Source organism: Lysinibacillus sp. FSL H8-0500, assembly GCF_038051955.1.
Lineage (GTDB): Bacteria > Bacillota > Bacilli > Bacillales_A > Planococcaceae > Lysinibacillus > Lysinibacillus macroides.
On the sequence record NZ_CP150292.1, the window covers coordinates 1,421,712 to 1,443,098 of the forward strand.

Annotated in this window: 25 protein-coding genes; 21 read left to right on the forward strand and 4 right to left on the reverse strand. The window is 39.8% G+C overall.

The genetic code is table 11. The features are described from left to right. Positions 1-24 precede the first annotated feature (24 nt). The gene (locus tag MHB44_RS06615) at positions 25-999 is read right to left on the reverse strand and encodes an alpha/beta hydrolase (RefSeq protein WP_341302060.1); all 975 of its coding nucleotides are present in this window, start codon (positions 997-999) and stop codon (positions 25-27) included. Between the two features lie 209 nt (positions 1,000-1,208). Here MHB44_RS06615 and MHB44_RS06620 point away from each other — a divergent pair, with 209 nt between their 5' ends. Together MHB44_RS06620 and MHB44_RS06625 are read left to right on the forward strand one after the other, a co-directional pair. Next, positions 1,209-2,393, forward strand: a complete 1,185-nt coding sequence (locus MHB44_RS06620; RefSeq protein WP_341302061.1) for an acetyl-CoA C-acetyltransferase — start codon at positions 1,209-1,211, stop codon at positions 2,391-2,393. Positions 2,394-2,415: 22 nt separating this feature from the next. Continuing rightward, complete coding sequence (locus MHB44_RS06625; protein ID WP_341302062.1) at positions 2,416-2,682, forward strand: YqkE family protein; 267 nt, start codon at positions 2,416-2,418, stop codon at positions 2,680-2,682. A gap of 132 nt (positions 2,683-2,814) precedes the next feature. On the opposite strand, the gene MHB44_RS06630 is transcribed toward MHB44_RS06625, so the two are convergent. Both MHB44_RS06630 and MHB44_RS06635 read right to left on the reverse strand, forming a co-directional pair. Continuing rightward, positions 2,815-3,294 carry a VanZ family protein gene (locus tag MHB44_RS06630; protein WP_341302063.1) on the reverse strand — a complete coding sequence of 160 codons (480 nt, stop codon included), beginning with the start codon at positions 3,292-3,294 and terminating at the stop codon, positions 2,815-2,817. Continuing rightward, entirely contained in the window at positions 3,291-4,190 is a 900-nt protein-coding gene (locus MHB44_RS06635; protein ID WP_341302064.1) for an aldo/keto reductase, read from the reverse strand. The genes MHB44_RS06630 and MHB44_RS06635 overlap by 4 nt, the downstream gene beginning before the upstream one ends. Before the next feature lie 76 nt (positions 4,191-4,266). Here MHB44_RS06635 and MHB44_RS06640 point away from each other — a divergent pair, with 76 nt between their 5' ends. The 12 genes from MHB44_RS06640 to MHB44_RS06695 all read left to right on the forward strand — a co-directional run bounded on the left by MHB44_RS06640 (position 4,267) and on the right by MHB44_RS06695 (position 15,071). Continuing rightward, positions 4,267-4,818 (forward strand): NUDIX hydrolase, encoded by a 552-nt coding sequence (locus tag MHB44_RS06640; RefSeq protein ID WP_341302065.1) that lies wholly within the window; start codon positions 4,267-4,269, stop codon positions 4,816-4,818. 59 nt (positions 4,819-4,877) lie between these two features. Further along, positions 4,878-5,390 (forward strand): hypothetical protein, encoded by a 513-nt coding sequence (locus tag MHB44_RS06645; RefSeq protein WP_341302066.1) that lies wholly within the window; start codon positions 4,878-4,880, stop codon positions 5,388-5,390. Positions 5,391-5,512: 122 nt separating this feature from the next. Continuing rightward, positions 5,513-5,977, forward strand: a complete 465-nt coding sequence (locus tag MHB44_RS06650) for a Fur family transcriptional regulator (protein WP_004232171.1) — start codon at positions 5,513-5,515, stop codon at positions 5,975-5,977. 176 nt (positions 5,978-6,153) lie between these two features. Then, the gene (gene xerD, locus MHB44_RS06655) at positions 6,154-7,056 is read left to right on the forward strand and encodes a site-specific tyrosine recombinase XerD (RefSeq protein ID WP_341302932.1); all 903 of its coding nucleotides are present in this window, start codon (positions 6,154-6,156) and stop codon (positions 7,054-7,056) included. 84 nt (positions 7,057-7,140) lie between these two features. Further along, positions 7,141-8,322 (forward strand): phosphopentomutase, encoded by a 1,182-nt coding sequence (deoB, locus tag MHB44_RS06660; protein WP_341302067.1) that lies wholly within the window; start codon positions 7,141-7,143, stop codon positions 8,320-8,322. 13 nt (positions 8,323-8,335) lie between these two features. Continuing rightward, positions 8,336-9,586: a thymidine phosphorylase gene (locus tag MHB44_RS06665; RefSeq protein WP_341302068.1), complete on the forward strand. Its 1,251-nt coding sequence runs from the start codon at positions 8,336-8,338 to the stop codon at positions 9,584-9,586. A 388-nt stretch (positions 9,587-9,974) separates the two neighbouring features. Beyond that, positions 9,975-10,328 carry an anti-sigma F factor antagonist gene (gene spoIIAA, locus MHB44_RS06670; protein WP_053994117.1) on the forward strand — a complete coding sequence of 118 codons (354 nt, stop codon included), beginning with the start codon at positions 9,975-9,977 and terminating at the stop codon, positions 10,326-10,328. Beyond that, positions 10,321-10,761 (forward strand): anti-sigma F factor, encoded by a 441-nt coding sequence (gene spoIIAB, locus MHB44_RS06675; RefSeq protein WP_341302069.1) that lies wholly within the window; start codon positions 10,321-10,323, stop codon positions 10,759-10,761. The genes spoIIAA and spoIIAB overlap by 8 nt, the downstream gene beginning before the upstream one ends. Before the next feature lie 10 nt (positions 10,762-10,771). Further along, a complete protein-coding gene (gene sigF, locus MHB44_RS06680) occupies positions 10,772-11,563 on the forward strand; it encodes an RNA polymerase sporulation sigma factor SigF (protein WP_341302070.1) in 792 nt (263 codons plus the stop codon). A 15-nt stretch (positions 11,564-11,578) separates the two neighbouring features. Next, positions 11,579-13,027, forward strand: coding sequence for a spore germination protein (locus tag MHB44_RS06685; protein ID WP_341302071.1), 1,449 nt, complete (start codon positions 11,579-11,581; stop codon positions 13,025-13,027). A gap of 153 nt (positions 13,028-13,180) precedes the next feature. After that, positions 13,181-14,500: a diaminopimelate decarboxylase gene (gene lysA / locus MHB44_RS06690; protein ID WP_341302072.1), complete on the forward strand. Its 1,320-nt coding sequence runs from the start codon at positions 13,181-13,183 to the stop codon at positions 14,498-14,500. 199 nt (positions 14,501-14,699) lie between these two features. Next, positions 14,700-15,071, forward strand: a complete 372-nt coding sequence (locus tag MHB44_RS06695; RefSeq protein WP_341302073.1) for a GNAT family N-acetyltransferase — start codon at positions 14,700-14,702, stop codon at positions 15,069-15,071. On the opposite strand, the gene MHB44_RS06700 is transcribed toward MHB44_RS06695, so the two are convergent. Next, positions 15,068-15,574 (reverse strand): DUF309 domain-containing protein, encoded by a 507-nt coding sequence (locus MHB44_RS06700; protein WP_341302074.1) that lies wholly within the window; start codon positions 15,572-15,574, stop codon positions 15,068-15,070. The genes MHB44_RS06695 and MHB44_RS06700 overlap by 4 nt on opposite strands. Before the next feature lie 55 nt (positions 15,575-15,629). Here MHB44_RS06700 and MHB44_RS06705 point away from each other — a divergent pair, with 55 nt between their 5' ends. The 7 genes from MHB44_RS06705 to MHB44_RS06735 all read left to right on the forward strand — a co-directional run bounded on the left by MHB44_RS06705 (position 15,630) and on the right by MHB44_RS06735 (position 21,157). Beyond that, positions 15,630-16,409 carry a segregation/condensation protein A gene (locus MHB44_RS06705; protein ID WP_341302075.1) on the forward strand — a complete coding sequence of 260 codons (780 nt, stop codon included), beginning with the start codon at positions 15,630-15,632 and terminating at the stop codon, positions 16,407-16,409. Then, entirely contained in the window at positions 16,381-16,974 is a 594-nt protein-coding gene (scpB, locus tag MHB44_RS06710; RefSeq protein ID WP_341302076.1) for an SMC-Scp complex subunit ScpB, read from the forward strand. The genes MHB44_RS06705 and scpB overlap by 29 nt, the downstream gene beginning before the upstream one ends. Positions 16,975-17,016: 42 nt before the next feature. Next, complete coding sequence (locus MHB44_RS06715) at positions 17,017-18,087, forward strand: serine hydrolase (protein ID WP_341302077.1); 1,071 nt, start codon at positions 17,017-17,019, stop codon at positions 18,085-18,087. Positions 18,088-18,211: 124 nt separating this feature from the next. After that, positions 18,212-18,520, forward strand: a complete 309-nt coding sequence (locus MHB44_RS06720; RefSeq protein ID WP_341302078.1) for a hypothetical protein — start codon at positions 18,212-18,214, stop codon at positions 18,518-18,520. A 104-nt stretch (positions 18,521-18,624) separates the two neighbouring features. Beyond that, positions 18,625-19,776, forward strand: coding sequence for an IS200/IS605 family element RNA-guided endonuclease TnpB (tnpB, locus tag MHB44_RS06725; protein ID WP_341302079.1), 1,152 nt, complete (start codon positions 18,625-18,627; stop codon positions 19,774-19,776). Between the two features lie 55 nt (positions 19,777-19,831). Next, a complete protein-coding gene (locus MHB44_RS06730; protein ID WP_341302080.1) occupies positions 19,832-20,044 on the forward strand; it encodes a flagellin in 213 nt (70 codons plus the stop codon). Between the two features lie 381 nt (positions 20,045-20,425). Next, positions 20,426-21,157 carry a pseudouridine synthase gene (locus MHB44_RS06735; RefSeq protein ID WP_341302081.1) on the forward strand — a complete coding sequence of 244 codons (732 nt, stop codon included), beginning with the start codon at positions 20,426-20,428 and terminating at the stop codon, positions 21,155-21,157. The last annotated feature ends 230 nt before the right edge of the window (positions 21,158-21,387 follow it).

The following is a 21,387-nucleotide window of genomic DNA, read 5'->3' on the forward strand; positions in this document are numbered from 1 at the left end:
TGGAGGTGCAGTTTTTTATATGTGTTAAAAATGGAATGGTATGACATTAGAGGAGGACGGTTCCTGATTGATTTTTTGATAAATAAAACTTTCTAAAAAATCATGAATTAAATCTTCGTATTCATCCATATTTTCATTAAAGGATTGGGCATGTTCACCTGTATCAAATAACTTCAATTTCTTAGGTCCTGCTTTTTTATTGTATAAATCAAGCGACATTGATGCTGGAATAAATGTGTCTGGAATACTATGGATAAAAAGCACAGGTTTTTGAATATGTGCTGCGGCTTCAGCAGGTGTCACACTTTTGAAGGAGTAGCCATCCCGTAGACGTACAAAAAAGTCAGCAAAGCGAATAGGGATAATGGAGCCATATTTAAATTCGGTTTTGACGATCTGCCTGAGTAGCATTGAAAAATCGGAGAAGGCACAATCAGAAATATAAAAATCAGCACCATCCTCTACCGTTCCAGCATAAAGCAGCATCGTTGCAGCACCCATTGATTCACCATGAATACCTATAATAGCATCCTCACCAATCATTGCTTTCACCGTTTTCACAACAGCATCGAGATCATATTTCTCATAGTGACCATAGCTTGTTGTTTTGCCGCCAGATTCACCATGGCGACGGTGGTCAAAAATAACGGAATTATAGCCGAGTCGTTCAAATAGTCGTGCATATTTCACGGAGTTAATCTTATTTTCCGTGACACCATGGCAAATAATAATGGTGTTATTGGTTTGTAAAGGCTGAAACATTATACCTCGAATTGTATAGCCATTCGGCGAATCAATATTGAGCTCGCATTTCAAATTGTTGTTGTACCAAACTTCATCAAAGCGTTTGGCAGTTGTTTCACGTTCACGAATAAATTCAGGGTCTTTTTGCTGGATATACATTAATTTATTGGAAAGCGCAAAGCCGAACAGCCCGGTTGCTGCGGCAGCTAGCGTTGTTGTAATACCAGAGAATAAAAACATCTTCTTTTTTTTCAAACTAAACACCTCCACATGCTGTTCCTTATTTGTAATGTTCCCAACTGAGATTGTTTAAAACACGACAACATTTTACATACAATAATTTTGGTAAAGCTACGATTATTCCTATTATCGAAAATCATCAAAACATTTGTTAAGATAGACATATCTGCTACTAGCATATGCATGCAGTGTTGTTTTTGAACGGGGAAAAGAGGAGGATGAACATGACAAATGAGGTAGTAATCGTAAGTGCTGTACGAACAGCAATTGGCTCATTTCAGGGCACATTAAAAGGTGTACCAGCAACAGATCTGGGAAGTATTGTCATTAAAGAAGCATTGGCACGTGCAGGAGTAGCAGGCGAACAGGTCGATGAGGTGATTATGGGGAATGTTTTAGCGGCTGGACTTGGTCAAAATCCAGCACGTCAAGCAGCCATTAAAGCCGGACTCCCTCATGAGGTATCTGCTTTAACGATTAATAAAGTATGTGGCTCTGGCTTAAAGGCTGTTCATTTAGCAGCACAGGCCATTGTGGCAGGAGATGCAGATATTATTGTAGCAGGGGGCTTTGAAAATATGAGTCAAGCGCCCTATATCTTAAAAAATGCGCGAGAAGGCTTCCGTATGGGCGATCAAAAGGTTGTGGATACAATGATTCACGATGGTCTATGGTGTGCGTTTAACGATTATCATATGGGCATTACAGCAGAAAATTTATGTGATACTTATCAAATTTCGCGCGAGGAGCAGGATGCTTTTGCAGCGCGTTCTCAGCAACGAGCAGAGGCGGCCATTGCTGCTGGTAAATTTGAGGATGAAATCGTTGCTGTAGAGATTCCACAGCGCAAGGGAGAGCCAATTTTATTTGATAAGGATGAATTTCCACGTGCAGGTGTGACAGTGGAGTCCTTAGCAAAGCTACGTCCAGCCTTTAAAAAGGATGGCTCCGTCACAGCAGCAAATGCATCCGGTATTAATGATGGCGCCGCAGCGGTTGTGGTAATGTCAAAGGACAAGGCACAGGAGTTAGGCATTCAACCAATGGCAATGATTGCAGCGAATGCAAGCGCAGGCGTTGACCCTGCCATTATGGGAACAGGACCTGTTACAGCAGTGAAAAAAGTACTAACAAAAGCAGGTATCGCATTAGACGAGATAGATGTAATTGAAGCGAATGAAGCATTTGCAGCACAATCGATTGCTGTAGATCGTGAATTGAGCTTTAATCATGATAAACTAAATGTTAATGGGGGGGCAATCGCTCTTGGTCATCCAATTGGTGCAAGTGGCGCTCGTATTTTAGTTACGCTGCTTCATGAGATGACAAAGCGTGATGCTAAAACGGGCTTAGCCACATTATGTATCGGTGGTGGACAAGGCGTCGCAACGGTGGTCAAGCGCCCTTAATGTCAAGAAGAAGGTGAAAGCAATGGGAAAGAAACGTAAGCAACAGCAACGAGCAGATCATAATACAACCACTAGCCTGTCAAAACAAGACACGGTCACATTAGCCGATCAGCTAGGAGGCGATGTTCTTGCTAAGCTAAAGGCGGCCAAGCAGGATTTAACAGCAAAAGAACGTGCAGCAGAGGAAGAACGCCAAGCAAAGCTAGCGTTTGAACGCAAGCAGCGTGAAAAAAATAAATCCTTTGAAGAGCTATTACATGAATATGGCGATAAAGGGTCCAAGTATTAAAAACAAAGGATATAGATAAATAATTTAACAGCTAATTGATCTATCACTTAATAGAGTAGTAGTTGACCAGAAAACTAAAAAGTACGAGAAATCAATGTTTTAATAAATGATTTCTCGTACCTTTTTAGTTTGTCAGCATGCCCTGCTATCTCGATATGCTTTTCGTATTTTCTTTAATGCGACAATAGCTGCGACAAATAGAATGGCTCCAGCTAGATCGACAAACACATCCTGCCCACTCATCATACGCCCTGGTGTAAAGCTTTGTCGAAATTCATCCAATATAGCAATGAGAGCAGTTCCGAAAATTGCCACCGCTGCTGCAAAACGACGCTTGCCCCATGCAAAATAGAGACCTAGTGCAATACAGCCAAAGCCAAGAAGATGTGTTAATTTACGAATCAAAAATTCGACAAATGGAAAATACCCACGTTCTTCAATGGAAACGACTGTGTCCCAATAAGGAATTTTTAACAGAGCTAACTGTTTTTCAAAAGGTTTATTGGCTAATAGTTGTTCTAGTTCTGGTAGTATACTTTGTTGCTCATAGGTCATGCTGGAGGAGATCACAAGCACAACGAGGCAAGCAATCAAGACCAGCCACTTTTTCATCGATGTTCTCGATATTGTTCTTGTTTTGTTAGTTTATTGACCACTGTAAAATCTACGATGGCATCTATTTTTTCATAGGCAGCAAGCGTTTGTGCTAGCTGTTCCTGTGAACTTGCCCCAATCACTGTTGAAGCAATGACGGATTCCTTTAAATTAAAGGCAAGGGCTAACGCATGTAAATGATCATAGTGTGAAGCGAGCTCTGTAAGTGTTGTGGCTAGCTCTTCTGCTGTATAGCTGTTAAAGCCATTGCTACGCTGAAGCCGTTGCTGCCAGTTATTTGTTAATAAGCCTTTTGCAACCGTACCACGTGTAACAACAGATGCACCCTCACTTGCAATAAATTCAAACCATTCCTCAGGGCGACGATCTAGGGCACTATACTGCATCATCACACTTTTGGCATGACTTGCTGGTAAAAAACGTTTTAGTACATTTGGTCGAATAGAGGAAATGCCATATTCCCGAATAAGCCCATCCTTTTTCAAGCTTTCAAATGTATCAATAATAGCATCCCAGTCATCCTCTATTGTGCCGCCATGTAATTGATAGACATCAATATAGTCCGTACTCAAACGTTGTAAGCTAGCATGTACAGCTTCTTTAATATAGGAAGGAGAAGCATCCCAATGCCAGCCCTCAACACCCTCTGTCCAGCGATTTCCTACCTTTGTGGCAAGAATTACCTGTTGGCGACGGTTGCCTAAAATTTCTCCAATAATTTTTTCATTAACACCAAAATCATATAAATCAGCAGTATCAATATAGTTGATGCCCGCATCGAGTGCCATATCAACAATACTAGTAGCTTGCTTTTTATCTGTTGATAAAGACATACCTCCTAAACTAATCTCTGAAATAAACAAGTCACTTGTACCAAGCTGTCTTTTTTTCATTAAAACGCCCTCCTTCGATTTCTCTATTTGTAATGGTACAATGAACATATCTGAAGAACAAGCGAGGTTATCGTTGATGAAAAAGTTTGAGGAAAAAACGATTGAAACAACGCCCATCTATGATGGTAGAATTATAAAATTACAAATTGATGATGTTACATTACCGAATGGACAAACAGCTAAACGTGAAATTATTAAGCATCCAGGTGCTGTAGCTGTGATTGCTGTTACGGATGAAGGAAAGCTAGTGCTAGTAGAGCAGTACCGTAAAGCACTTGAACGTTCTATTATCGAAATTCCGGCTGGGAAACTTGAGCCTGGTGAGGAGCCAGTGGTAACAGCACATCGCGAGCTAGAGGAAGAGACAGGGTACGGAGCACGAAGTTTGAGGTTTTTACAAGCCTTTGCCACGTCCCCAGGCTTTGCAGATGAGGTGATTTATCTATTTGTGGCAAAGGGATTATATAAAATCGATCAAAAGGCAGATTTAGATGAGGATGAGTTTGTCGAATTATTGGAAGTTTCGTTGGAAGAAGCACAACAAATGATAGTAGATCAGCGTATATATGATGCTAAAACAGCCTTTGCAGTCGTCTGGTTGGCTGCAAATTTACAAAATAATCTTTAAGCATAATAGAGACGGACGAGCATAAGCTGTACAAACCTTGATAGAAAAGGAGCATGTTTATGTCTCGTACGGTGTCTATTTTTTATCACGCTTCCATCATTGCGGTAAGTTTTGTTTGTGGCGTTATTTTCTTTCATATTATTGGTGGGCCGAAAGCTGAACCATTTATTTTATTGATAGAGCCTCGTTTAGCAGATGGGGACAGGCAGTCTATTTTTCGTATGGTGCTACCTGTTATCATTTCTATAGGTCTTATACTATTATTGGCAACACATAGCTATTTAAAGATTTTAGTTCGTGTCACAGTTGCTATGCGTGCAACCTTTTTTGGCTTTAGCTCGGTTTTTTTATTACAAAAACTTGAAGCTTTTTGGCTTTATACGATTTGGTGGTTTCCATTTCAGCTTATCTATTGTATATTGTTGCTAGTCCTATGCAATTTGCTTGTACCTGCTTGGTCAAAGCGAAAAATCGGGAAACAAGTATCTGGTCAGACAATTTTGTTGAATTTTATCGCATTTTTCATCATAATAGTTGCAGAGTTTATTGTTGTGTTTTTTGTGTTAAAATAAGAGATTGAATGAACAAAAATAAAAGATCAGATAAAAAGTAGAAGCACTTTAGAAATCTATTCATTATCTTGTAATAAGATTTACTCCTTTGGTATAATGGAATGAGTTTAGGGGGGCGTCACATGGAGAGCCGAATTGATCGTATAAAAAAACAGCTGCATAGTGCTAGTTACAAGCTGACGCCGCAGCGAGAAGCAACTGTTGCTGTCTTGCTTGAGCACGAGGAAGACCATCTTAGTGCTGAGGATGTTTATCTTTTAGTTAAAGAAAAAGCACCAGAGATTGGTCTAGCTACTGTTTATAGAACGTTAGAATTATTAACGGAGCTCAAAATTGTCGACAAAATCAATTTTGGCGATGGTGTATCACGCTATGACCTACGCCAAGAGGGAGCTGCCCATTTCCATCATCATCTTGTTTGCATCGAATGTGGTGCTGTGGATGAAATTCAAGAGGATTTGCTTGAAGATGTGGAAGCCGTTGTTGAGAAGCGTTGGAACTTTATCATAAAGGATCATCGACTAACTTTTCACGGCATATGCTGGCGCTGTCATGATAAAAACGACGAATCAAATGAAGAAAAATAACAAAAAGCTGTCTGTTTTAATCTTATTTATTAGATTGAATCGGGCAGTTTTTTGTTTTTAAATATTACGTCGATTTAGCATGATTATAGCTGAATGCTGTCTGATAGGGGAGGCTTTCGCACATTTTTTAGTGCCGTGCTAAAATAGAGCATAGTTGATTGGGAGGGGGCGTTATGATGAATGAACTGCAATATGCAGTAGAGGATTATATCCATTTTATTCAGGTAGAACGGCAGTTATCTGTGAACACATTAGCATCTTATCGCCGAGATTTAGAAAGCTATGTGCGTTTTTTACAGAAAGTGGAAGGAATGGTTGATTTTAATCGTGTGGAACGGACAACTATTTTACGGCATTTAGAGCAGTTGCGTATGCAAGGAAAAACAAGCCGTACAATTGCGCGTCATATTTCATCCATTCGTAGCTTTCATCAATTTTTACTGCGAGAAAAGCGTGCAGAAACAGATCCAACTGTTCATTTAGAAATGCCAACCATCGAGCAAAAATTACCGAATGTTCTATCGATTGAGGAAATCGAAGCATTACTAGCAGCGCCGAATCGTAGCAAGCCACAAGGCACTCGTGATATAGCAATGCTGGAGTTATTATACGGGTCTGGTATGCGAATTAGTGAGCTGATCGCACTGGATTTAGCGGATGTCCATGTCACGATGGGCTTTGTGCGTGTGTTTGGTAAGGGGGGCAAGGAACGAATTATTCCTCTTGGCAAAAGTGCACTTTCAGCCATTAACGACTATTTAAACGGTGCACGTGGTCAATTACAAGGAAAATACCCAAAAACAGATGCATTTTTTATTAATCAACGGGGAAAACGTTTAACAAGGCAAGGTTGTTGGAAATTAATGAAGGAGCATGCTTTAAAAGCAAGCATCCAACATAAGCTAACACCTCACACATTGCGTCATTCCTTTGCCACGCATCTAGTAGAAAATGGTGCAGATTTACGGGCTGTGCAGGAGATGCTTGGTCATGCAGATATTTCCACAACACAGATTTATACACATATTAGTAAAAAAAGATTATCAGAGGTATACAAGCAATTTCATCCACGGGCATAAAAAATCTATTTTAGTCAGATGTCTGACCTTTATTTTTCGCTTTTTTTTGGTAAAATAGAGTCAAGAGAGTAGGAGGCAATGATTATGAATAAACCGTTTAATAAAATCCATGTTGTTGTAATGGACTCCGTTGGCATTGGTGAAGCGCCAGATGCTGCTAACTTTGGAGATGTTGGTGCACATACACTAGGACATATCGCTGAAAAAATGAATGGGCTTACAATGCCAGTCATGGCGTCCTTTGGTTTAGCAAATATTGAACCGTTGCCAGGACTACAGGCAACTACTGAGCCAAAAGCTTATTACGGTAAAATGCAGGAAGCATCTGTAGGAAAAGATACGATGACAGGTCATTGGGAAATCATGGGCTTAAATATTGATAAGCCATTTAAAGTTTATCCAGAAGGCTTCCCTGCTGCGTTAATTGCTGAGCTAGAACAACGTACAGGTCGACAAGTACTGTGCAATCAACCAGCAAGTGGTACCCAAGTAATTGAGGAATTTGGTAAGGAGCATATGGAGACAGGAGCACTTATTGTTTATACATCTGCTGATCCTGTTTTACAAATTGCAGCCCATGAGGAAATTGTACCATTAGAAGAATTATATAAAATTTGTGAAATTGCACGTGAATTAACATTACAGCCAGAGTATTTAGTGGGTCGTGTCATTGCACGTCCATTTATTGGCACACCAGGAAACTTTACGCGTACGGCTAATCGACATGATTATGCATTAAAACCTTTTGGTCGTACCACAATGAATGTGATGAAGGACGCTGGCTTCGATGTCATTGCGATTGGAAAAATCTCTGATATTTTCAATGGTGAGGGTGTAACGGACGCGGTACGAACAAAAAACAATATGGACGGTATGGATAAATTTGCTGAAGTTGTACGTCGTGATTTCCGTGGTATAAGCTTCTTAAATTTAGTGGATTTCGATGCCAATTTTGGTCATCGCCGTGATCCATTAGGTTATGGACAGGCATTACAGGAGTTTGATGCACGTTTACCAGAAATTATCGAAGCAATGTCAGTGGACGATTTATTGATCATTACAGCGGACCATGGCAATGATCCAACCTTCCACGGCACAGACCATACACGTGAATATGTACCGCTAATTGTTTACTCTCCACGTTTTAATGGTGGAGCGGAGCTTGCTCTTCGTGAAACGTTTGCGGATATTGCAGCGACTATTGCTGAAAACTTCCAAGTGGAGGCACCCCCATTCGGTAAAAGTTTCTTAGGCGATTTAGAATAAGGAGGATTTCCCAATGAATATGCTACAACTGTTTGAAAAGAAAAAACAAGGATTAGCACTATCACAGGCTGAGATTGACTATTTTGTTGAAGGCTATACAGCAGGTTCGATTCCTGATTATCAAGCAAGCTCCCTGCTCATGGCTATTCGCCTGCTGGGTATGACGGATGATGAAACATTTTATTTAACAAAGGCAATGATTGAATCAGGTGATGTCATTGATTTAACCTCCATTGAGGGCTTTAAAATTGATAAGCATTCTACAGGCGGCGTTGGTGATAAAGTGACACTCATTGTGACACCAATTATTGCCTCCTTAGGAATTCCAGTAGCTAAATTTAGTGGGAAAGGACTAGGCATTACAGGTGGAACGATTGATAAATTAGAGTCGATTGAAGGCTTGAAAACAGAGCTTTCATCACAGGAGTTTATCGATAATGTCAATCAACATAAAATTGCGGTTGCTGGACAAACAGGTAATCTTGTACCAGCCGATAAAAAATTATATGCATTGCGCGATGTAACGGGTACAGTTGATTCTATTCCATTAATCGCTGCATCTATTATGAGTAAAAAAATCGCGAGTGGAGCAGATGGCATTGTTCTGGATGTTAAATGTGGCTCAGGAGCATTTATGAAAACTGAGCAAGATGCACAGCGTTTAGCAGATACAATGACAGCGATTGGCGAAAAGCTTGGACGTAAAGTTGTAGCTCATATTAGCGATATGGATAATCCATTAGGCAAAATGATTGGCAATAAGCTGGAGGTAGTAGAGGCTTATGCTTTATTAAGTGGACGTATGGAAGAAACACACGATGATTTGCTGGATGAATGTGTGGTCATCGCCTCCTTAATGTATCAAGTAGCTGCCGGAGTGAAGGAGGCAGAAGCTACAGCAGCAGTTGAGCGCGTTTTAGCAGATGGTTCTGCAGCCGCAAAATTTGAAGAGTTTATCGTGGCACAGGGTGGCGTAATCGCTGATATTGTGCAAAAGGACACGGCTTATAAAGTAGCGGTAACAGCCTCCTCAACAGGCACAGTGGAAACCATTAATGCGTTATTGATTGGAGAAGCAAGCGTTAACCTAGGAGCAGGACGTGTAACAAAGGAATCAGCACTTGATTATGATGCTGGTATTCAATTGATCGCGAAAAAAGACGACCATGTTACTAGCGGTGATCCAATTGCTTATTTATATTCAAACAACCCAATTAGTGAAGAAACTGTAAATAAAGTACAAAAAGCTTATACAATTGTATAACAATATTTAGCGAGGACGCTCATTATTAAGAGCGCCCTCGCTTTTTTATTGGAGTTGTGTGGTGGATAGCGGAATGAGATTGACGGATAGACCCCTGTAATAAGCGGATAGAATAGCAAAAGTGACGGATAGAGCCCATGCAAGGATGCTTAAATGAGGAGTTTTAATGGAGCGGAAGATAGTGTCCTACACCACATATTTATAAGAATTTCTAATTCAAGTATCCACCGCGTTTAGAAAATGCTACTTTATCCCATACTGCACATAAACCTAAAAAGCTATAAGTATGTCGATTTGACACTATTTCAGCAGACTTTGCACTAGTTCTGTCAGCCGCAAGGATTCACCACATCGCATGTGGAATTGCACGAAGGAGGAGGCGATGTTCATGCATTTTCAATTAGAAATGGTTACAAAAGAGGCAGTTGTTATACGTTTATTTGGGGAGCTCGATCATCATGCAGTAGAGCAAATTCGAGCGAAAATTTCTGCAGCAATTTTTCAAGGCACTGTGACGACCATCATTTGGAACTTAGAAGGGCTGTCCTTTATGGATAGTTCGGGTGTAGGCCTAGTGCTTGGTCGAATGCGTGAGTTAGAGGCAGTTGCTGGGCGAACGATTTTACTAAATCCATCGCCGACAATGCGAAAAGTATTTCAATTTTCAGGACTTGGTCCATGGATGATGGATGGAACAGAGGAACAAGCGATTGATCGCGTAAGGGGGATTGTAAATGGATAACGAAATGACATTAACTTTTTTAGCACTTAGTGAAAATGAAGCCTTAGCACGTGTAGCAGTGACAGGCTTTATTGCACAATTAGACCCAACCATTGATGAGCTGTCTGAATTTAAAACAGTTGTCTCAGAGGCCGTTTCCAATGCCATTATTCATGGCTATGAAGAGAATGGCAAAGGTGTTGTGACCGTTCATGCAAAACGTGAGAATGATATTGTTACAGTGTCTGTGATGGATAACGGCGTTGGTATTGAGGATGTTAGTCAAGCCATGGAGCCGTTATTTACAACGAAAAGTGCGATGGAGCGCTCAGGTATGGGCTTTACCATTATGGATAGCTTCTCTGATCAGTTGACTGTCATATCGAAATGGCAAGAAGGCACAACTGTCACGTTTACGAAGAAATTTCACACAGTACGCACAATGGTAATGTGAGGGTAGCATCGTGAAGCCATTAGAACAGTCGTCCGATAAGCTATTGTCTCAGGAGGAAATGCGTGATTTAATTGCACGCGCACAGCAGGGCGATCATGAGGCTCGTAAGCGAATGGTAGAAGGTAATACGAGGCTTGTGTGGTCCATTGTTCAACGTTTTACCACAAGGGGTGTTGAGCTTGAGGATTTATTTCAGATTGGTTGCATAGGGCTGATGAAATCGGTAGATAAATTTGATTTAACCTACGATGTAAAATTTTCTACCTATGCAGTACCTATGATTATCGGTGAAATTCAACGCTTTTTAAGGGATGATGGCATGGTGAAGGTCAGTCGCTCCATACGTGAGCTGAATTTTAAAATCCGACATGCTACAGATGAATTTATTAAAAAGAATGAGCATCCACCAACGATTCAGGAGCTAGCGCAGGTGCTTGATGTGACAACAGAAGAAATTATTACAGCTTCCGATGCATTAAGAGATCCAGCCTCTTTACATGAGCAATTATATGAAAGTGAAGGGGATTCCATTACATTGATGGATCAAATGAAGGATGAAAAATCGGAGCAGCCCTTTGACTATATTCCGTTAAAAGAAGTGCTGACAAGGCTTGAGCCAAGGGAGCAGTCTATTATTTATTTACGCTATTTTTCCGATTGTACACAAACGGAAATTGCTAATAGGCTGGGGATATCACAGGTACAAGTTTCACGATTAGAGAAAAAAATTCTTGCACAGCTAAAAAGCTGGATGGCTACAAGTGCCACAGTGGAGGAAGAATCTTTAAAAAAAGACATCTAAGAAAATGGTGACAGCATGACAAATAAATTATTTAACAGCTTAGAAGAGGCAGAAGATTTTTTAAAAGAGCAGTTTGGGGATGGCGAATCATTTGACGTTGGCATCAAGCATTTATTTGTCAAAGATTTGCCAGTTCTTTGTGCATATATTAGTGGGCTTGTGGATGGAGAAACGTTAACACAATTACTCTCCAGTGTACTGCCAGATGAGGACTTAGAAATTGATGTGAAGGATGAGACAGCTTATTTTGAGTCCTATTTTAATTTCTATGGTCGCTCAGAGGAGACGGAACGTAAAGCCTATTTATTAGCCATTTTAAGTGGACAAGTAACCTTTATTACGAAAAGTGGCTATTGCTACGTTGCTGAGCTAAGAGACTATCCAGGCCGTTCTCCAGAGGAGCCTGATAATGAAAAGGTTATACGTGGTTCAAGGGATGGCTTTACAGAAAGCATTTCTCAAAATACAGCTTTAATACGTAGACGAATTCGTAATAGTAATTTACGATTCGAGCTACATAAAATATCCAAAATTGGTCAAACAGATGTTGCCATCACATTTATGAAGGATATTGCCAATGAAGATATGCTTGAAAAATTACGACAGCGTCTTGAACAGATTCATCATGACGGCTTGACAATGGCGGATAAATCACTAGAAGAATGGCTTTTTAAACAAAAGTTTCATCCCGTGCCATTTGTACGCTATACAGAGCGACCTGATATTGCAGCAGCTCACTTACTTGAAGGGCATATCGCGATTATAGTCGATACTTCGCCATCTGTTATCCTTGTGCCTGCAACGGTTTTTCATTTATTACAGCATGCAGAGGAATATAGACAGGCACCTGCTGTAGGAACGTTCGTACGGTTTATGCGCTATTTTGGTTCTATTATGGGACTGCTGTTATTGCCGTTATGGTATGTGTTTGTTACCAATGAATCAATACTACCTGATGCCCTTTCCTTTTTAGGGGCGGAGGAAAAATCACATGTGCCGTTATTATTGCAAATACTGATCGCCGATATAGGCATTGAATTTTTAAGGATGGCTGCTATTCATACACCATCTCCATTATCGACGGCAATGGGCTTGGTTGCAGGTGTTATTATTGGTCAAATTGCGATTGATGTCGGCTTATTTTCAGCTGAGGTTGTTTTATATACCGCTGTTGCTGCCATACTGATCTTTATTATTCCATCCTATGAGCTCAGTATTTCCATCAAGATTTTTAGGCTACTGTTATTAATCATGGCAGGTATTTGGGGTGTAAATGGATTATTTATAGGGCTTTTTTTATTGTTTACGTATTTATGTTCATTACGACCAATGCAGGCCCCCTACTTATGGCCGCTTGTTCCGTTCTTTCCAAAGGCAATGTTACGTGTGCTCATTCGCTTCCCAATGACGGATGATGCATTACGACCTTATGTAGTCGCTTCCAAGCAGCGAAAAAGATCATAGGAGCCGTTGCACTCGTTTTTTTCATGTGATAAAGTTCACGTATAGTATTTTGTGATTTTTACAAAAATTATTGTTATTCGAGAAAAGGCTAGCAGAATGACAATAAAAAGGAAAAATGACAAGGTGGTACGACATGAAAAGGGAGAGATGCACATGCATTTATATGGAACACAAGCGATTTCTGAAGAAGGTCATTTAACAATTGGACAGGTAGATACACTTGAACTTGCAAAAGAGTATGGTACACCATTATTCGTATACGATACAGCATTGATTCGCCAGCGTGCACGTAGCTTTATCGATACGTTTAAAAAGCTAGGCGTAAAAGCAGAAGTAGCTTATGCTTCAAAGGCCTTTGCATGTGTAGCAGTATATCAATTAGCAGCAGAGGAAAATTTATCATTAGATGTTGTATCAGGTGGAGAATTATTTACGGCATTAAAGGCTGGTTTCCCTGCTGAGCGCATTCATTTCCATGGCAACAATAAAAGCATTGCTGAATTAGAGCAAGCCTTTGATGCCACTATTGGCTGTATTGTTGTTGATAACTTCTATGAAATACAGCTTTTAAAAGAAATTTCAGAGCGCCGTCAACAAAAAATGCGTATTTTATTGCGTGTGACACCAGGGGTTGAAGCACATACACATGATTTTATTACGACAGGTCAAGCTGATTCTAAATTTGGCTTTGATTTAAACAATGGCCAAGCGGATGAGGCTTTCCAGCAAACGTTTAACCATGCATTCCTAGAACTTCTAGGCTTACATTGTCATATTGGCTCACAAATTTTTGATACTGCTGGTTTTGCCCTAGCAGGAGAAAAATTAATTGATAAAATTTCTGATTGGCACAAGACTCACCAATTTACGTGTACTGTGTTAAACTTAGGTGGGGGCTTTGGTATTCGTTATACTGAAGAAGATGCGCCGCTTGAACCACAAGTATATGTAGAGGATATGATTACTGTTGTAAAAAATAAAGCAACGGTTCTTGGACTAACAATGCCAGAAATTTGGATTGAACCAGGTCGCTCACTTGTAGGTGAGGCAGGGACATCTCTTTACACAATTGGTTCACAAAAAACAGTGCCAGATGTGCGAAAATATATTGCTGTCGATGGTGGTATGAGTGATAATATCCGTCCAGCATTATATGATGCTAAGTATGAGGCGGTTATTGCCAATAGAGCACATGCGCCGAAAGACGAAATCTACACAATTGCTGGTAAGTTATGTGAATCTGGCGATAAGTTAATTATTGATGCGAAGCTACAAGAGACAGCTTCAGGTGATACTTTAGCTATTTTCTGTACAGGCGCATATGGGTATTCAATGGCTAGCAACTATAACCGTGTACCACGACCTGCTATTGTCTTTGTAGAGAATGGGCAACATCAACTAGCTGTTCGCCGCGAAAGTTATGAAGATATTGTGCAAAACGATCTCCCGCTAACGTTAAAAAAGGGTGAGTAAATTTGAGAAAGAATAAATGGGTACTATTAGCGTCCATTTCAGTTTTTATTGTATTATGGGGCGTTGTCTATTGGGTGTTGGCGTCTAAAGGTATTCTCGGACCTGGTTCGTAAGACAGAAATTGACTTGCGGGAAAAGTACAAATCGTGTAGGATAGTCAAAGATTATGTACAGCTAGAAAAAGAGGGAATAGACAAATATGTTAATTCGATATAAAAAAGCGTTGGAGAAAATAGCGATGGGGTTACTCTCCTTTATGCCGAACGAAAAAGACGTAAAAAAGCTTACAGAGACAATCGACTCTTATGAAAATGATGATCATTGGGTTCTTTATTTATGGAAAAAGAATGAGGAATACATTGGCATCGTTGGACTTATAACGGATGAGCATAATAATGCTACTATTCAACATGTATCCGTTGTTCCTTCCTACAGGGGCGAGGGCGTTGCGAAGGAAATGCTTCAGGAAGTAGCCGAACTTGGTCAGTATCAAAGTGTACGTGCCACTGATGAAACACGTGCCTTTGTGCAAAAGTGTATCAATTGTATAGATGAAAAAGCAGACGATTAAGGACGTCTGCTTTTTCTTTGTTTGCTTTCTTGTCGCTCTGCAAGAATATGTGAGCGATCTCGTAGCATATGTTTATGAAGAAGATAGTTTGAGGTTGCTGAAGGCAGGAGCTCTATACGTGTTATCACCAATTCCCGTAAGTTTGGTGAAAGCGGGAGCTGAAATGCTTGAAAGGGCTTCCCAACAGTAATGGCAGAAATAGTAGCGGCTACCTGTGCTAGAAGCTGCTGATAATCAAGTTCATGGAAAAAGATATGCCCTTTATTGCGCTGAAAATTAGTAAGTGCTTTTGATAAAATTCTTTTTGCACCAATATCGTTGCCACGTCGCCAATGATAGAAGCCTGTTGCAAGCTGCACATAGCCGACAAGAGGGTGCATTTTATCACCTGGGGCAATTTCCTTCCAGTATTCCTCAAGCACCTCATGGCACTCAAAAAAATCATGATTGCCATTGAAATAGGCACAGTAATCGATAAATAAAGTATGATGCTGTGGATGCATTTTAAACTCCTTTCCACTATACTAAAAGAACAGAAAATCTCAGGGTGGTAAAATCATGTCTTATGAAGTAAAATTAGATGCCTTTTCAGGGCCTCTTGATTTATTATTGCATTTAATTCACAGATTGGAAATTGATATCTATGATATTCCAATGGCTGAAATTACACAACAATATATCGACCATATACATGCTATGCAGGTATTAGAATTGAATGAAGCAAGCGAATATTTGGTGATGGCCGCAACTTTATTGGCCATTAAAAGCCGTATGCTCTTGCCAATTCATGAGGGAGAAATGGAGGATGCCGAATTAGAGGTTGATGAGCCAGACCCACGTGAAGAACTTGTCCAACGCTTAATTGAATATAAAAAATACAAGGAAGCAGCTAGTCATTTACAGGAGCTAGAAACAGACCGAGCACAAGTATTTACAAGGCCACCAGCTGATTTAACAGGCTTAGCCTCAGAAGAACAAATGGCTTTATTTGATTTGAATGTCAATATTTATGACATGCTGGGCGCGTTTCAAAAATTAATGCGTCGAAAAAAATTAAAGAAGCCTCTCAAAACGACTGTAGCAAGGCAGGAACGTTCTGTAAAAGATCAAATGCGCTCTGTTGTCGATTCTTTACGCCTAACAGGTGGACGTGCATCATTTTTCGAGCTTTTTCCCTATGAGGATAAACCAACACTGATTTTGACGTTTGTATCCCTTCTTGAATTAATGAAACGTCAGGTCGTCATCGTAGAGCAAGCTGGTAACTTTGAAGATTTAACAGTTACCTTACAGAAGGAGGAATGGGAAGATGACGAAAGCATTGATGTTACAGAGTAAAATTGAAGCCTTATTATTTGTTGTTGGCGATGATGGCTTAACAATTAAACAATTATCACAGCTTTTAGGTGAGCAAGAGGATGTTATTACACAGACATTGGTTGCCTTAAGAAAGGCATATGAGGAAGATTTGACAAGAGGCATTACGGTCAAAGAAATAGCAGGGGTGTATCAGCTTATTACAAAAACAGAGTTTGCTGATACGATTCAACGCTTAGTAGAAAATCCAACCTCGCAATCATTATCCCAAGCCTCTCTCGAAGTATTGGCAATCGTTGCCTATAAACAGCCCATTACCCGTGTTGCAATTGAAGATTTACGCGGTGTCAAATGTGAGCGACCAATTCAAACATTAGTGTCAAGAGGTCTTATTAAAGAGGTTGGGCGTTCAGAGGGAACTGGACGTGCTATTCTGTATGGTACCACAAAAGAGTTTTTACATTATTTCGGTTTAAATCGTTTAGAGGAAATGCCGCCTTTACCTGAGGAGGAATTTGCTGACACAGAGCAAGAAACAGATTTATTTATGACGAAATTTCAAGAAACATTTAGCGATGCAAAATAATTGGCATCATCTATCTAATCTTAGTGAATAAGGAGTGGCCCGTTGCTTCGTTTCGTTCGTTTAATCATCACTATAACCTTTGTGTTAATGGTAATATTGCCACAAGCTAGCTTGGCAAGAGGAGGAAGCGGCTATGCTGTGCTAGATGGAGATACAGGGCGTGTGTTGTTAGCATCCAATAGTGAGGCACGTCTACCTATTGCAAGCTTAACAAAAATTTGGACAGCACTTGTCGCCATTGAAAATAGCAATCTACAAGATGAGGTTGTGATCTCGCCAAAGGCTGCTATGGCTGAAGGAAGCTCTATCTATTTACAAGCTGGTGAAACAGTCACAGTGGAAACATTGTTATATGGTCTAATGTTGCGGTCAGGCAATGATGCTGCAACAGCTTTAGCAGAGCATGTAGGAGGCTCTGTGGAGGGTTTTGTAAAGTTAATGAATGAAAGAGCGGTTATTGCTGGGCTAACCAATACCGTTTTTATGAATCCTTCTGGTTTGCATCATGATGAGCATTTATCCTCAGCAAGAGATACCGCGGAGATGCTAAGAATTGCTCTGCAAAATAAAACCTTTGAAAAAATTGCTTCGACGGTCCTTTATCGAGCAAATACGGTCAATGGTATGCTTTGGGAAAATAAACATCGACTACTAAGGGAAGGCTCAGGCTCGGTTGCAGAAATTGATGATGAAACGGAGCAGCCTGTTAGTTCTTTAAAATCCGCTACAGGTATGGCTTTTGCAGGCAAAACAGGCTTTACAAAGGTCGCTGGACGCACGCTCGCAACAGCCTTTCACAAGGACGGGCAAATATGTATTGTCGTGACATTAAATGAATCAGATGATTGGAATGTTCATAGAGGGCTAGCCAATAAAGTTTGGCAAGATTATAGGCTTGAAACAGTTGTGAAAAAGGGTAAATATAATGTTAATAAAAAAGTAGCAATTCGTTTAGAGCAGCCGATTCGTTTACAATTAAATAAAGAGGAGCAAGAGCAGGTACGGCAGGTATTACATGTGTCAAGAAAGCGTCAAGAAGCTGTGTTATCTATTTTCTTGGGAGAAGAGCGTATTTATGCAGTGCCAGTAAAAGTGGAATCAGCGGATCGTTAAAAAACGGTTCGCTGATTTTTTTATATGCTTTAAAATTGCTTGAATACTGGATTTCCTTGTTTATTTAATTGACGACTAAACGCGAAGTGGTATAATTTAACTAATCACAATTAGGAGATAAGAAATGCTAATACGACATAATCAAGGTCTATTTACTCAAAATCGCTACAATTATACCCAATCACAATTGAATAACACATTAAATAAATTGTCCTCAGGCTATAAAATAAACCAAGCTGCGGATGATGCGGCAGGTTTAGGCATTAGCGAAAAAATGCGAGGGCAAATAAGAGGGTTACATAGGGCTGGAGGAAATATTCAAAATGGTCTGTTATTATTACAAACAGTTGATGGTGGATTAGGGACGATTACAGACCCTAATTTATCGTTTTCCAACAGAAGACGCCCCCTTCAAGGAATGGGTAGGGCGTAGCCGAATGCGTAATTAGGCGATAAATGGCGGTTGGTGATAGCCAAAGCCACTCCCTTTCGTTTAAAATAGAAACAAACATTCGGGTAAAGAGGGAGGTGTTTCGTGTGTTGGTCAACAAAGCATACAAATTCCGTATCTACCCAAACAAAGAACAAGAAATCCTCATGGTTAAAACAATCGGTTGTTCGCGTTTTGTCTTCAATTATTTTTTAGCAAAATGGAAGGATGCTTATAAAGAAACAGGCAAAGGATTCACTTACCATTCATGTTCTGCCGAATTAACGCAGTTAAAAAAAGAATTCGTATGGTTGAAAGAAGTAGACAGCATTGCGCTTCAATCCTCCCTTAAAAACCTTGCGGATGCGTATGCACGATTTTTCAAGAAACAGAATAAAGCACCACGTTTCAAGTCTAAAAACAATAAAGTACAATCCTACATAACAAAGCACACGAACGGCAATATTACGATTGTAGGAAACAAAATCAAGTTACCCAAACTTGGATTTGTCAAGTTTGCAAAAAGTCGTGAGGTTGAAGGGCGTATTCTTAACGCGACCATCAGACGAAATCCAAGTGGTAAATACTTTGTCTCGATTCTTGCTGAAACAGACGTGCAACCATTAGAAAAAACAGGCTCTTCTGTCGGTATGGACGTTGGTCTTAAAGATTTTGCGATTCTTTCTACTGGAACGGTGTATAAAAATCCGAAGTTTTTCCGTTCACTTGAAAAGAAACTGGCGAAAGAACAGTGTATTTTGTCAAGGCGAAAAGAAATGGCATTGCAGCAAAAGAAGTCGTTAGAGGAAGCAAGAAACTACCAAAAACAAAAGGTGAAAGTCGCGCGTATTCATGAAAAAATAGCGCATGCAAGAACAGACTATTTGCAAAAAATCTCTACTGACATCATCAAAAACCACGATGTCATCGGTATCGAAGATTTGCAAGTGTCAAATCTGTTGAAGAACCATAAACTAGCGAAAGCAATTAGTGAAGCATCATGGTCGCAATTTAGAACGATGTTAGTGTACAAAGCAAAGTGGTATGGCAAACAGGTAGTGGCTGTATCTAAAACCTTTGCAAGTTCTCAATTATGTTCAGTTTGTGGCTACCAAAACAAAGACGTTAAGCATCTCAACCTCCGTGAATGGGATTGCCCTTCTTGTGGCACACATCATGATAGAGATATGAACGCAGGACAAAATCTTAAAAATGAAGCAATAAGACTGCTAACCGTAGGGACTACGGGGATAGCCTAATCCATAACTGGCGGTGACGCTGGTGTTCTTAGGAATCTCCCACTTCAATAACTAAGTGGGGGTAGTTCAAAATCGACTTGAATATGCCTACAATAATGTTCAAAATGCTGAGGAAAATTTAATACATGCAGAATCTTTACTACGAGATACTGATATGGCGCAGGAAATGTCTAAACTAAAAAAAGATCAATTATTACTTCAATCCTCCCAAGCAATGATGGCACAAATTAATCAAATGAGCCAAGGAATATTGACATTATTAAAATAATAGTGTGTAAGTAAAAAAATCTTTTGTTCTGCAGGCATGGACGGTTCCTTGTTAACAAATTAGTAGAAGTCAATTGACAATAACCGTAAGAAAAGCTGCCAAATGGTGGCTTTTTTCATGTCTACAATAGCAAATATGAAAAACGATTCACTTGTTAGGAAAAAGTGCATACTAACGATAATGAGCAAAGGTTGCCATTAATTCATGAATGAAAAATTATTGCGAATACTCTAAAAACAAATGTGAAATTTGTTTTTCTTTAATAATGCCTAAAAGTATGACATAATTTTCACAGATTAGCGGGAACCATAACCCTATTCATTTGAACGAGATCAAATATTGATATAATGATGAAAGTGAAAGAAAACTAGAGGTGAAAAAATGGAAAGATTACAAAAGGTGATTGCCTACGCAGGTGTTGCTTCAAGACGGAAGGCAGAACAATTGATTGTAGAGGGCAAGGTAAAAGTAAACGGTGTAGTAGTGCGTGAGCTAGGTACAAAGGTATCGAACGCTGATACAATTGAAGTGGAAGGAATAAAGCTTGAGAAGGAAGATAAGGTTTACTACTTACTGTATAAACCACGTGGGACTATTTCGGCTGTGACAGATGATAAAGGACGCAAAACTGTCACAGATTTGTTTCATCATATTCCGCAACGTATTTTCCCAGTGGGTCGTCTTGATTATGATACATCTGGCTTATTATTATTGACAAATGATGGGGAATTTTCCTATATGCTGACACATCCAAAGTTTAAAATTGACAAAACGTATATTGCGCGTGTCAAAGGTGTTCCAACGATTGAAGGGCTAAAAAAACTTCAGCGCGGCATTAAATTAGAGGATGGTGAAACAGCACCAGCCAAAGTGAGTATGACATCCTTTGACGAAAAGGCTGGCAAGGCGATCTGTGAAATTACGATTCATGAGGGGCGAAATCGCCAAGTTCGTCGTATGTTTGAGGCAATTGGTACACCTGTTGTGAAGCTAAAACGTGAGCGCTTTGCTTTTTTAGATTTATATGGACTTGCACCAGGTGAATACCGAGAGCTGACAAAGCATGAGGTGAAGCAACTGCGTGTGTTAGCTGAAACAGGAAAACTCGATTGACCGAACATTGCCCGTAAAATGTGAGATTACTGTGAAGTTTTCACTTTCATTGTGGTGAAAACGTTCATAAATCATTCATAAATAAACGCTAAGTGTTTTTAGAGCATTTTGCTATAATAGGTGAGAATAGTACACATATGTCATATTTCATCTAAAAATGCTATAGCATGTATAAAGACGTAGATATAATAAAAAAGTTCGATGACGTCTTTTATTGAAAATAGGCAATG

What these genes read in the sequence shown, in the direction of transcription:
- MHB44_RS06620 (WP_341302061.1), top strand. Translation starts at nt 1,209, where the DNA reads ATGACAAATGAGGTAGTAATCGTAAGTGCTGTACGAACAGCAATTGGC.
- MHB44_RS06625 (WP_341302062.1), top strand. Translation starts at nt 2,416, where the DNA reads ATGGGAAAGAAACGTAAGCAACAGCAACGAGCAGATCATAATACAACC.
- MHB44_RS06630 (WP_341302063.1), bottom strand. Translation starts at nt 3,294, where the DNA reads ATGAAAAAGTGGCTGGTCTTGATTGCTTGCCTCGTTGTGCTTGTGATC.
- MHB44_RS06635 (WP_341302064.1), bottom strand. Translation starts at nt 4,190, where the DNA reads ATGAAAAAAAGACAGCTTGGTACAAGTGACTTGTTTATTTCAGAGATT.
- MHB44_RS06640 (WP_341302065.1), top strand. Translation starts at nt 4,267, where the DNA reads ATGAAAAAGTTTGAGGAAAAAACGATTGAAACAACGCCCATCTATGAT.
- MHB44_RS06645 (WP_341302066.1), top strand. Translation starts at nt 4,878, where the DNA reads ATGTCTCGTACGGTGTCTATTTTTTATCACGCTTCCATCATTGCGGTA.
- MHB44_RS06650 (WP_004232171.1), top strand. Translation starts at nt 5,513, where the DNA reads ATGGAGAGCCGAATTGATCGTATAAAAAAACAGCTGCATAGTGCTAGT.
- xerD (WP_341302932.1), top strand. Translation starts at nt 6,154, where the DNA reads ATGAATGAACTGCAATATGCAGTAGAGGATTATATCCATTTTATTCAG.
- deoB (WP_341302067.1), top strand. Translation starts at nt 7,141, where the DNA reads ATGAATAAACCGTTTAATAAAATCCATGTTGTTGTAATGGACTCCGTT.
- MHB44_RS06665 (WP_341302068.1), top strand. Translation starts at nt 8,336, where the DNA reads ATGAATATGCTACAACTGTTTGAAAAGAAAAAACAAGGATTAGCACTA.
- spoIIAA (WP_053994117.1), top strand. Translation starts at nt 9,975, where the DNA reads ATGCATTTTCAATTAGAAATGGTTACAAAAGAGGCAGTTGTTATACGT.
- spoIIAB (WP_341302069.1), top strand. Translation starts at nt 10,321, where the DNA reads ATGGATAACGAAATGACATTAACTTTTTTAGCACTTAGTGAAAATGAA.
- MHB44_RS06685 (WP_341302071.1), top strand. Translation starts at nt 11,579, where the DNA reads ATGACAAATAAATTATTTAACAGCTTAGAAGAGGCAGAAGATTTTTTA.
- lysA (WP_341302072.1), top strand. Translation starts at nt 13,181, where the DNA reads ATGCATTTATATGGAACACAAGCGATTTCTGAAGAAGGTCATTTAACA.
- MHB44_RS06695 (WP_341302073.1), top strand. Translation starts at nt 14,700, where the DNA reads ATGTTAATTCGATATAAAAAAGCGTTGGAGAAAATAGCGATGGGGTTA.
- MHB44_RS06700 (WP_341302074.1), bottom strand. Translation starts at nt 15,574, where the DNA reads ATGCATCCACAGCATCATACTTTATTTATCGATTACTGTGCCTATTTC.
- MHB44_RS06705 (WP_341302075.1), top strand. Translation starts at nt 15,630, where the DNA reads ATGTCTTATGAAGTAAAATTAGATGCCTTTTCAGGGCCTCTTGATTTA.
- scpB (WP_341302076.1), top strand. Translation starts at nt 16,381, where the DNA reads ATGACGAAAGCATTGATGTTACAGAGTAAAATTGAAGCCTTATTATTT.
- MHB44_RS06720 (WP_341302078.1), top strand. Translation starts at nt 18,212, where the DNA reads ATGCTAATACGACATAATCAAGGTCTATTTACTCAAAATCGCTACAAT.
- MHB44_RS06735 (WP_341302081.1), top strand. Translation starts at nt 20,426, where the DNA reads ATGGAAAGATTACAAAAGGTGATTGCCTACGCAGGTGTTGCTTCAAGA.